10 protein-coding genes are annotated in these 10,000 nt (G+C 62.1%); 4 read left to right on the forward strand and 6 right to left on the reverse strand.

Annotation, left to right across the window (positions count from 1 at the left end; all coding sequences use genetic code 11):
- Together LDL37_RS02995 and creD are read left to right on the forward strand one after the other, a co-directional pair.
- Positions 1 to 260 (forward strand): CBS domain-containing protein (locus tag LDL37_RS02995; RefSeq protein ID WP_290794116.1); only part of this gene is annotated, 260 nt, incomplete at its 5' end.
- 55 nt (positions 261 to 315) lie between these two features.
- Positions 316 to 1,692: a cell envelope integrity protein CreD gene (gene creD / locus LDL37_RS03000; protein ID WP_290794119.1), complete on the forward strand. Its 1,377-nt coding sequence runs from the start codon at positions 316 to 318 to the stop codon at positions 1,690 to 1,692.
- A gap of 41 nt (positions 1,693 to 1,733) precedes the next feature.
- Here creD and LDL37_RS03005 read toward each other — a convergent pair whose 3' ends face one another.
- The 3 genes from LDL37_RS03005 to LDL37_RS03015 all read right to left on the reverse strand — a co-directional run bounded on the left by LDL37_RS03005 (position 1,734) and on the right by LDL37_RS03015 (position 5,353).
- The gene (locus LDL37_RS03005; RefSeq protein WP_290794122.1) at positions 1,734 to 4,307 is read right to left on the reverse strand and encodes an ATP-binding protein; all 2,574 of its coding nucleotides are present in this window, start codon (positions 4,305 to 4,307) and stop codon (positions 1,734 to 1,736) included.
- Positions 4,308 to 4,388: 81 nt separating this feature from the next.
- Positions 4,389 to 5,051: an SdpI family protein gene (locus LDL37_RS03010; protein ID WP_290794125.1), complete on the reverse strand. Its 663-nt coding sequence runs from the start codon at positions 5,049 to 5,051 to the stop codon at positions 4,389 to 4,391.
- Positions 5,048 to 5,353 (reverse strand): autorepressor SdpR family transcription factor, encoded by a 306-nt coding sequence (locus LDL37_RS03015; RefSeq protein ID WP_290794128.1) that lies wholly within the window; start codon positions 5,351 to 5,353, stop codon positions 5,048 to 5,050. The genes LDL37_RS03010 and LDL37_RS03015 overlap by 4 nt, the downstream gene beginning before the upstream one ends.
- A 138-nt stretch (positions 5,354 to 5,491) precedes the next feature.
- Here LDL37_RS03015 and LDL37_RS03020 point away from each other — a divergent pair, with 138 nt between their 5' ends.
- Entirely contained in the window at positions 5,492 to 6,061 is a 570-nt protein-coding gene (locus LDL37_RS03020) for a hypothetical protein (RefSeq protein ID WP_290794131.1), read from the forward strand.
- Positions 6,062 to 6,274: 213 nt separating this feature from the next.
- Here the strand turns inward: LDL37_RS03020 and LDL37_RS03025 are convergent, their stop codons facing one another.
- Both LDL37_RS03025 and LDL37_RS03030 read right to left on the reverse strand, forming a co-directional pair.
- A complete protein-coding gene (locus LDL37_RS03025) occupies positions 6,275 to 6,844 on the reverse strand; it encodes an ActR/PrrA/RegA family redox response regulator transcription factor (RefSeq protein ID WP_290794134.1) in 570 nt (189 codons plus the stop codon).
- Between the two features lie 48 nt (positions 6,845 to 6,892).
- Complete coding sequence (locus tag LDL37_RS03030; protein WP_290794137.1) at positions 6,893 to 8,335, reverse strand: ActS/PrrB/RegB family redox-sensitive histidine kinase; 1,443 nt, start codon at positions 8,333 to 8,335, stop codon at positions 6,893 to 6,895.
- Between the two features lie 106 nt (positions 8,336 to 8,441).
- Between LDL37_RS03030 and LDL37_RS03035 the strand changes: the two genes are divergently transcribed.
- Positions 8,442 to 9,053 carry an SCO family protein gene (locus LDL37_RS03035; RefSeq protein WP_290794140.1) on the forward strand — a complete coding sequence of 204 codons (612 nt, stop codon included), beginning with the start codon at positions 8,442 to 8,444 and terminating at the stop codon, positions 9,051 to 9,053.
- Between the two features lie 7 nt (positions 9,054 to 9,060).
- On the opposite strand, the gene LDL37_RS03040 is transcribed toward LDL37_RS03035, so the two are convergent.
- Positions 9,061 to 9,651 carry a DUF1801 domain-containing protein gene (locus LDL37_RS03040; RefSeq protein ID WP_290794143.1) on the reverse strand — a complete coding sequence of 197 codons (591 nt, stop codon included), beginning with the start codon at positions 9,649 to 9,651 and terminating at the stop codon, positions 9,061 to 9,063.
- Between the last annotated feature and the right edge of the window lie 349 nt (positions 9,652 to 10,000).

The following is a 10,000-nucleotide window of genomic DNA, read 5'->3' on the forward strand; positions in this document are numbered from 1 at the left end:
ACATGCGTGAAAATCTCAAAGCCCTCGTCAAACGCACCCCGTCGCCCTATTCCTCAAAGCCGGAGGTGGCCGGGCAACTGATGTCCGGCGATTTCAAGACCGCCGACCACGGGGCGGACGTCGCCACTCTGGTGCCCCTGTTTGCCGATACGGGCCTGCACCACCTGCTGGTGCTGGATGACACCCGGCGGCTGTGTGGTATCATCAGCGCATCGGACCTGATGCGCGCCGTTTATCACGTTCAGAAAGACGCTGCCTGAAAAACGCCGTAATCTGCGCAGATATGAACATTGTTCAAATTAACGGAGCGGATTCATGGACGACTTTCCCACCCCGACCCCTAGGCCGCAGAAGGGCCGATCCAAAGGCACAAAATTCCTTGTGGTCTGCGCGCTCGCGGTGCTGATGGCCATTCCGGCCCTGCTGGTGTTTGCGCTGTTGATGGAGCGCACCAATCGCGCCGAAGGCGTGGCGCGCGAAATCGGCGACCAGATGGGTGGCGAACAGGTCTTTCTCGGCCCGGTGATCCAGATTCCCTATGTCATCCCAACGCGCACCTCTACCGATGAAAAGGGCAATCGCGTCGTGCTGGCGCAGGAAAGCGGAAATCTGATCGTCTTTCCGCAAACGGGGAAGGCCAGCGCCGCCACCAAAAGCGATGTGCGTTCGCGCTCCATCTTCCGTGTACCGGTCTATACGGCGGACCTGAGCTTCGACGCGGCTTTCGACCTGAAAGACGTGCAGGCTTCCCGGCCCGGCGCAGTGCTGATGTGGGATAAGGCGCAACTGGTCACCGGGGCCACGGATTCCCGCGGCGCACGCAAGGACATCGTGGCGCAGATCAACGGCGCATCGGTCATGCTGGCCCCCTCCGGACCCGGCGTCACGGGGTTCAGCCCCGACGGCACCGATTTCGACCTGTTTGCCGCTCCGCTGTCGCTGACCGATACGACCGCTCCACTGAACATCAAGGTGGGTATGACCTTCACCGGCACGCGCAAGCTGGGCATCCTCGCCTACGGCAAGTCGTCCGAAGCCACCATTACCGGCGACTGGAAATACCCCTCCTTTGGCGGTGGCTTCCTGCCCGCAACGCGGCAAACCGATGAGGCGGCGCGCAAGGGTGGTTTCAGCGCCCAATGGTCGGTGCCGTTTATCGCACGGGGCCTGCCCGCGGTCATCGATCAGAGCCAGATGATGACGCTCGGCAAATCGGAACTGTCCGTAACCTTTGTCGAGCCGACCAACCCGTATCAGAGCGTCGGCCGCTCGCTGAAATACGCCCTGCTGTTCGTGGGTCTCGTCTTCCTGACCTACTTCCTGTTTGAAAGCACCTCGAAGAAGGAACTGCACCCGGCGCAGTATATTCTGGTTGGGCTGGCGCAGATCACCTTCTACCTGCTGCTGTTGTCTTTTGCCGAACGCATCGGCTTTGACGCGGCCTTTGTGGTGGCGGCCGGGGCAACCGTGACGCTGATCGCCGGCTATGCGGGGCTGATCTTCCATTCCCGCTGGCGTTTTATGGCAGCCTTTGCCGTGTTTAGCGCGCTCTATGCCCTGATCTACGTGCTGATGCGCATGGAAGACTATGCGCTGCTGGTGGGTGCCTGCTCGGCCTTCCTCGTCATCGCCGCCGTGATGGTGCTGACGCGCAATATCAACTGGTACGGCAACCGGGCCGAGGGGGAGTAATTTCAGCTTCTCCCCTGAAATCAGGGGAGAAACCTTTATAGTCACGCCATGCCCAGAATGCGCCGGGCCTGCGCCAGGGTCTCAGCCGTCAGGCCCAGAGGATTGGGTTCTTCGGCTGGGGTTTCCGGCGCTTTTTCCGGCTCGGCTTCGGCTGCGGTGACGACCGGGGCCGCAGGGGTTTCAGGCAGGGGGGCGGGCGTGACCGCAGCCACCGGGGCAATCTCAGGCGCAGGTGCCGGCGTTTGCATCACCGGTGCCTTCGCCTCATTACTCTCAAAACCGACGCCCATCTGATGCGGCAGGTGCAAGGCAAAGGTGGCGCCACTTTGTGGCTCGGATTCCAGTGTGATCCAGCCGTCGTGCAGTTCGACCAGCGCCTTGACCAGGGCCAGCCCCAGACCCGGCCCGCCGCGCTCGCGCCCGACGAAGCGGTCAAAGATGTGCGCCTGCGTGTGGTAGGGGATGCCGCGGCCCGTATAGCCGATCTCCAGCGTCAGGGTGTCGCCTTCCTTGCGGCTGCGGATGGTGATCTGCCCTTCCTGTGCGGCGTTGCGCAGGGCGTAGTCCAGCAGATGATCCAGCACCTGCCCCAGACGCTGCTGATCGGCGCGGATCAGGGCGCGGGTGTCGAGCCCCACATAGTCGAAGCGGATGCCCTTGGCGCTCAGCGTGTCGGCCTGACGGCCCAGAGCGGCGGCCACGGTGCGCGACAGGTTGAAATCCGACGGCGACAGCGACATTTCACCGGCGTCGATCTGCGCCATGTCGAGTACGTCGTCGATGGAGCGCGCCAGTTCCTGCGACGCGGCCTGAATGGCATTGAGGAAGCCCCGGCGGCGGATTTCGGCGGGGTCAGCCTCGGCCGCATTGGCCTGCCGTTGCAGCAGGTCGGCATAGCCCACAATCGTGGTCAGGGGCGTGCGCAGTTCATAGGAGACGTTGGCGACGAAATCGCGCTTCAGACGCACCGACTCGGTCAGGGCCACGTCGCGTTGTTCGATGGCTTCTTCCAGCGCGCGGCGGTCGGTGATGTCGCTGAACGCCACCAGAGTCGCCCCGTCGGGCAGGGGCTGGGTCCGCCACTGCGCCAGACGCCCGTCGGAGGTGCGTACTTCACCCAACTGCGGCGCGCGGGCCAGCGGGTCGATATCGGTGACGCGCGCTTTCAGTTCGGCCCAGAAGCCGCGATCATGCACCAGCGGCAGACACAGGGCCGTCAACTGCCCGAAGTCGGAATTGAGCGCCAGTTCGTCGGGCGACAGGTTCCAGAAGGCATCAAACGCCGCATTGCGCAGACGCAGACGACCATCCGAGCCAAACACCGACACAGCATCGGTCAGTTGATCCAGCGTGGCGCGCTGCACCTGTATCAGCGAATTGAACTGCGCCTTGAGCGTCAACTCCCCGGTCTTGTCCGAGAACAGCAGCAACAGCCCGCCCAGCGGGTGCGGCTGACGCACAACGCGCAGCGACCGGCCATTGGGCAGCGACCACATCTCGTCTGGTGCGGCCTCGCTCAGACCGTAAAATTCCAGCTCCTGCGCCTTCCACGTCACGAAGTCCGAGGTTTCGGGCAGTTTGCGCTTTTGACGCAGGCGGTCGAGCAATTCGCCGTGCGTCGGACGCTCGGCCAGCCACGCCGGCTCCAGATCCCACAGGGTTTCAAAGGCGCGGTTATGGAAGGTCAGGCGCTTTTCCGGGCCGAAAATGGCCACGGCGTCTTCGAGGTGATCCAGCGTGTCGTCATGCGCCTTAGCATGGCGTTTGAGCGCCTCACGGCTCTCTTCGGATTCGGTGACGTCAAGGGCATAAGCGCAGACATAGGCGTCGCCCAGAGGCTCGGCCACCACCTGAAAAGCGCGGCGCTGGCCGTGGATGGTCAGCCAGCGGAAACCTTCGCGGCGCATGTGCTGCTCGGCGGCTTCGACCACCAGCGCCTCGGCAGAGCGGTCTAGCCCCAGTTGTTCGGCGCGCGCCTGCTCGACATTTTCCGCATCGACGGCTTTCAACCAGGCGGCATTGGCCCACACCAGTTGCCCGTCGCGCACCACCCAGCACGGCGCGGGGATCAGGTCGGCCATGCGGGCAAAGGGACCGGACGACAGGGAGGTATGCTCGCTGGCAATCGCCAGACGCACCCACGCCGTCGCGCCTGTGGCCCGCCCTTCGACCAGCAGGGTCAACCCGGCGGTCTTGGCCCCCATCAGGCTGCGCGGGGCTTCGGTAAACACTTCAAAGCGGCAGGGGCGGCCTTCGGCGATCAGGCGTTTCAGGGCCTCGGCGGCTTCCTTGGATGACCCGGCCAGTCCTTCAATGACGCGCGGCGCGACCTCTTCGGAAAAGGGGATGCGGAAGGCGTCGGCGATGGTTTTCAGCGTTTCATCGCCCCAGACGAGGCGCACCGTCTCGCCTTCGATGGCGACAAAGGCCTCATCAAAGGCCAGCGTGGCGGCGTCCAGTTCGCCCAGCACCGTGTGCTGTACGTCAAGGCGGGATTTGTAGCCTTCGCTGAGCTTTGTCAGGCGTGCCTTAAGACGCCAGGCCAGAACCGTGGTCGAAAAGGCCAGCGCAGTCGCGCCAGCAGCGGCGGCAAAGGCAATGGTGGCAACGGTCATACGGCGGCCCGGATCGAATCACTGAAAGGCCCATACTAATGCAAAGCGATTCGCCTCCCAAATGAATATGGTAACTCGGAGTCAAGTAAGTTTTAGCGCCCGCGCGTAGATATAGGAGGCGACGACCACAATCAGGGCCGACCCGATCCCGGCGCTCAGAAAGACCCAGTGCAGATAAGCCGTTGGCATCATCAGCGCCGCGCCCAGCATGATCACGCCCGCCAGCATCATCACCGGTCCGGCCAGTCGATGCGTCTTGTGCCACACCCGCTCGTCTGAAAGGGTCCACGGTGTGCGCACCCCCACCAGATAGTTACGCTGCGCCTTGGGCATGAAATTGCCGATCAGGACAAACAGCAGGCCCGGTCCCAGCAGCAGGGGCTGCACGGACAAGGCCCATCCAAGCGCATGGCCGACGATAAACAGATGCCCGAACGCCAGAAGGGCGACAGTGCCGATCCAGCTTACGGCATAGACCGAAGCCGAGCGTTCCAGCTTGCCCGTTTTGGGCTGCATATAGGGCAGGACCCACAGCAGCAGCGTAATGGCGGCCAGTGTCAACGGCATAACCATCAGCGCCTGATCCCGCGGCATAAAGCCAATAGCGGTGCCTGAAAGGTCGAAGTGTGTGCCCACTGGACCCTCCGGAATCTGCGGTCGCGCCCACAGGCTCAGGCCCGTGGTGACCGCGATCATCAGCAGGCTGAACAGTTTGGAAACCGGCCATTTTGATTCTGTGGTCATGCCTTGTCCTCCGTGGCGCGCGGCAGAGGTGCCGGGGCGTCCTGACCGATGCGAAAGGCGCTCATCAGCGACATCACTGCCTCTTCGAGTACCGACAGGTTGAGACGGTAGATCAGGGTCGTGCCTTGCCGCGTCACATCGACCAGTCCCGCGGCTTTTAACGTTGCCAGATGCCCCGACAGGGTGGGTTTGGACACGCTGACCCGCTCGGCAATCTCGCCGGCGCTCATCTCGCGTTCGCGCAGCATTCCAAGGATTTGCCGCCGCGTCGGGTCGCTCAGGGATTTGTAGACTTCGGACATGGATGCCTCTTAATTTGTTATTTTGGCAAATACCAAATTATAATAACGCTGTCAAATACACATATAATCCCCTCACTGTGTATTCTTTTTGTTCCGGTCAGGCTTTTGTTAAGGGGCACAAACCTATAGGATAGGGCCATGCCCGCTATAGCCTATCCCATCGCGCACAACGCGCTCGACGTCGTCCTCAACTGGGGTGGGGGCGGGCTTGTGGCGGCTGAGCGCGAACGCGCGGCGAAGGAAGCCTGCGGCAAGGACGTGACCTTTGTGCGCGAAACGCTCGATCCGGGCTTTCCGAGCGAGGAGGCGGCGCGGGCGCAGTATGAAACCCTGCTGAGCGAACCGTTTGCGACCCTGATCTGCACCTTTGAACGGGTTCAGAAGCCGCGCCGGGTTGAGCCGCAGATGCGCGATGGCCGCCGCTGGCCCAAGCCCGAAGCGGCTCCCGTGGCGCAATGGAAGCTGTGCGTCAGCTACTGGAAGATCGGGACTGTGCGCCCTGCGCCCAAACCCTCATCCGCCATTACCCCGCACCTTCAGGCGCGCGCTGTGCGTAAAAAGGCGCTGGATGTGCCGCTGACCTCGGAAGAGGTGCAGGCCCTGGCCCATGCGCCGCTGATGGCCTATCGCCCGCAAAAGGCGCTGGACATGGGCCTGTTCGAATTCGTCCTGCCGGAAAACCCAGATATCATCATTGCCGATGAGTAAGTTTTACCGCGAGGCGGTATGAGGCGGCGAGACACGCAGCGCAGCGTACCAGAGCGGGATGATTTTAAATGGAAGCATGATCCCGCTCTAAATTTTTGTTTTATCACGATGTTTTTGCGGAAAACCGCTTACACTTTTCCGCACATCGCTCTTAAGTACGTGAGCAGCGTATCGCAGGCCGATCGTTATTGGCAGCCCCTCAGAGCGCCTCGCCTACTTCGGTGCCTTCTTGGCCAGAATGCGCTGCAACGTCCGCCGGTGCATGTTCAGTCGGCGAGCGGTTTCCGAGACATTCTGATTGCACAGGGCATAGACGCGCTGAATATGCTCCCAGCGCACGCGGTCGGCCGACATGGGGTTTTCGGGCGGGGCCGGGGCGTGGTCTTCGACCGCCAGCAGCGCCTTAACGACGTCATCGGCATCAGCGGGTTTCGACAGATAATCCACCGCGCCCGACTTCACTGCGGCGACCGCCGTGGCGATATTGCCGTAGCCGGTCAGCATGATGGCGCGGGCATCGGGGCGCTTGGCGTGCAGGGCCTCAACGGCCTTAAGGCCATTGCCGTCTTCAAGGCGCATATCCATCACGCCAAAAGCCGGCGGGCTGGCCTCGATGACTTTCAAGGCTTCGGCCACGCTTTCGACCGCCGTGACGATGAAGCCGCGCGACTCCAGGGCGCGGGCCAGACGCTGACGAAACGGCGCATCGTCGTCCAGCAGCAGCAGGGTGCGGTCGGTCAGGGCGGCGATCTTCTGCTCGATGGCGGTTTTCACATCATCCATAACAAGCTCCTTATTCTACGGGTTATTCTGGGGGGCATTCTTTGGGGGTTAATCTCTGGATAGCGGTGCGATGTCACCGCCAAAATCTCGGGATACGATCACGTCTATCTGCTCGCGCCGCCACAGGGCGCGCACATAGGCGCCGCCGGTCTCGCGATTGCCGTAGGTGACGCTGGCCCCCGTATGTTCCAGCAGGGTCTTGGCGATAAAGAAGCCCAGACCCATGCCACCGTGCATAGACGTCTCCGGCCGGGAGTCGTGGCCGCGCGTCGAAATATAGGGGTCACCGACGCGCGACAGGATGTCCGGCGCAAAGCCGGGACCGTCGTCTTCGATCGACAGGGTGACATAGGCCTTGCGGATACGCACGCGGACCCAGACAGCGCTGCGCGCAAAATCGACGGCGTTTTCGACGAAGGCCCCCAGCGCGTGCAGCCATTCCGGGCGGCGCTTGATCGACACATATTGTCCGGGGTCTTCGCCATCGGGCACCTCCTCCATACAGATTTCGATATGGATGGCCTTGCCTTCGTTGCGAAACGGCTGCACCGCCTCTTCGAAAAACACGCGTAATGGCAACTGATCGTGCACCTGATCGCGGGTTTCCGGGCGACGAGCAAGGTTTTTGAGGATGTCGCGACAGCGCTGACTTTGCGAGACCAGCAGTTCGGCGTCTTCATAAAGCGCTGTGCCGGGCGTCAGGCTGCGCAGCATTTCGCGCGCTACCACCTGTATGGTCCCCAAGGGTGTGCCCAGCTCATGCGCCGCCGCCGCTGCCAGTCCGCCCAGTGCCGACAGGCGGTGTTCCTTTTCCAGAACCGCCTGCGTCGCCGCCAGGGCCTGCGCCATGCGCTTCGACTCCAGCGCCGCCTGCCACGTATAGCCCGCCGTGAAGACGATGCCGATGATGATGGCGGCCAGAAAGCCCAGACGATAGATTTGCGGCAGGTGAAACGCTTGTCCTTCGGGCCACGGCAGGGGCAGCGACCAGAAGGCCATGGCGCAGGTGGCCAGCACGGCCACCGCTACCACGCCGAAGCCGTAGCGCGTCGGCAGGTTGGCCGCCGCCACGGTCGCCGGCGCAATCAGCATCAGGCAGAAGGGGTTGTCGAGCCCGCCTGTCACGGCCAGCAGGGCCGCCAGTTGCACGCAGTCAAAGCTCAGTTGCAGGGCGGCGTCCCAATCGTCGAGACGCTGCCGCCGGTCATTGAACATCAGAAGCAGATTGAGCCACAGGCTGGCGGCGATCATGGCCAGACAGGGCCACAGGTTCAGTTCATGACCAAAACCCAGCGACACCACGGCGATCATTACGCTCTGGCCCAATATGGCCAGCCAGCGCAGACCGACCAGCGTGCGCAGCCTCAGGCCATCGGCTCCGTGCGACAGGGGCACGGGCGAAAAGTCGGCCCAGGAAAAGGGCGTGCGATCTTTTGCCGCAGCCGGGGGCGCGGTGAAGGAAGACAGGAAGCTGATAATCCGTTGGCGCACGTTGCGGGTTCGCCTATAGAACTTGCGGGTATGGCCCCTTTATGCGCCTTCGTGCCGCATGACCATGTGACACATTTGCGCATCTGAGACTAAGGATAGGCATAGGATGAATCGCACACGTCTGACAATCATTGCGGTATTGGTGATCGGCCTCGGCGCGCTGGCGGTCGCCATGTGGAGTTCGATGCTGGGGCAAAAGCCGGTGGCGAGCCGCACGATCGACTCGGCCTACAGCATCGGGGGGCCGTTCGCCCTGACGGATCAGTACGGCAAGCCGCAGACGGAAGCGATTTTGAAGGGCAAATGGACCGCGGTGTTTTTTGGCTTCACCTACTGCCCCGATATCTGCCCGCTGACCCTGCAATCGCTGGATCAGACGCGCAAAAAGCTGGGTAAGGACGGCGAAAACCTGCAATTCGTCTTCATCACGGTCGATCCGGAACGCGACACCCCCGAAGTGATGAAGGCCTATCTGGACTCCGGCGGCTTCCCCAAAGGGGTTATCGGCCTGACCGGCACGCCGGAACAGATCGCGGCTGCCGCCCGCGCCTATCGCGCCACCTACAAAAAGGAGGGTGAAGGCAAGGATTACACGATGAGCCATACCTCGGTGGTCTATCTGATGAATCCGCGTGGCGAATTTACCGTGCCTCTGGCGCACGGTATGCCCATCGACAAGGCCGCCAGCGACATCAAGCAGGCGATGAAGGCGTACTGAGGCGTTTCTAGTCGTCCAGACCCAGCCCGTCCATGATCTGCGGGAGGCACTTTTCGATACGTGCGTCCCGCGTTTTCGACTGTTTGGCTGAGGAAAAGTGCAGCAGGTAGGCGCGCTGACGCCCCGGTGTCAGGCGCTCGAACGCTTCTTTCAGGGCCGCGTCACCTTCAAGACGCGCGCGAAACTCATCGGGCATCGCAAAGGCGTCGGTCTTTTTGAAATCGACCTTCAACCCGGCTTGTTCGACGGCAATCGCGGCTTCGACATAGGCCTTCAGCGTGGCGGCCTTATCCGTGATCTGATCGACATCGGTAAAGCGAATCTGACGCGCCGACTGCACATTTTCGGTCTGCTGGATCAAAAGACCCTGCGGATCGGGCATCAGCGCGCCCTTCATAAACAGCAGGGCGCAATAGTCCTTGAAGCCGTGCATCAGCACCACATTGGCCTTGCCCAGCGTGTAGCAGGGCTGCCCCCATTTCAGGTCTTCGTCTAACGGGGCCTGACGCAGGATAGCGCGCAAGGCTTCAAACTCAGCACGCCAGCGCTCGGCCCGCTGCATGAAGGCATCCACCTTGGGGTTGGGTGCGCTGTCCATCCGCTGTGTCTCCCTGTTTACGTAACGATAGCATCGTCGCAAACCCGGCCCAAGGGGCGACATTCGCCACCTTCACGGCTTTTTGTTTCGCAGATGCGAAGAGAAGACTCGTAACCTATTGGCAGCATCCTTATGTTAGCCTTGTCCTCACGACAGACGACACGAGTTTTTTGCGATGCTGTACCTGCTGCATGAGATGGCCTATTATTCCGCCGGTCCCTGGCGTGCTGTGGCGCAGGCCAGCCGCGACTTCTGGGGCAATAAGGCCAATCCGATTGCCGAAACCGAGTTCGGGCGCAAGATGTACGCCTCGGCGGAGCTGTTCAGCACGGTGACCCGTCGCTATGGC

It is taken from the genome of Asticcacaulis sp. (genome assembly GCF_020217185.1).
Lineage (GTDB): Bacteria > Pseudomonadota > Alphaproteobacteria > Caulobacterales > Caulobacteraceae > Asticcacaulis.